Annotated in this window: 1 protein-coding gene; it reads left to right on the top strand. The window is 73.4% G+C overall.

Annotated features, from left to right (window positions below; all coding sequences use genetic code 11):
- Window positions 1–7 precede the first annotated feature (7 nt).
- A partial coding sequence (locus SB773_RS33805) for a gamma-glutamyl-gamma-aminobutyrate hydrolase family protein (protein ID WP_410594849.1) occupies window positions 8–248 on the top strand: 241 nt, incomplete at its 3' end.

Raw genomic sequence — 248 nt, 5'->3', positions numbered from 1 at the left:
GGAGGACATCCACCCGCGCTTCTACGGCGGCCCGACCGGCTACCCGCACGAGTCTCGGCACCTTCCGGTGGCCGACGCCGCGCAGCTCGAGCTCGTCCGCGCCGCGACCCGCAACCGGACGCCGCTGCTGGGCATCTGCCGCGGCCTCCAGATCGTCAACGTCGCCCTCGGCGGGACCCTCGTGCAGGACCTCGGTGAGGAGTGCGGCCACGTCAACCGCGGGGTGCCGATCCCGCAGGTGCTCACCA

Origin of the sequence: Bacillus sp. SIMBA_074, assembly GCF_046534555.1 — a bacterium.
Classification (GTDB): Bacteria; Bacillota; Bacilli; order Bacillales; family Bacillaceae_G; genus Bacillus_A; species Bacillus_A mycoides.
The sequence above is the reverse complement of the archived record's forward strand: the minus strand, read 5'-3'. Positions and strand labels throughout refer to the sequence as shown.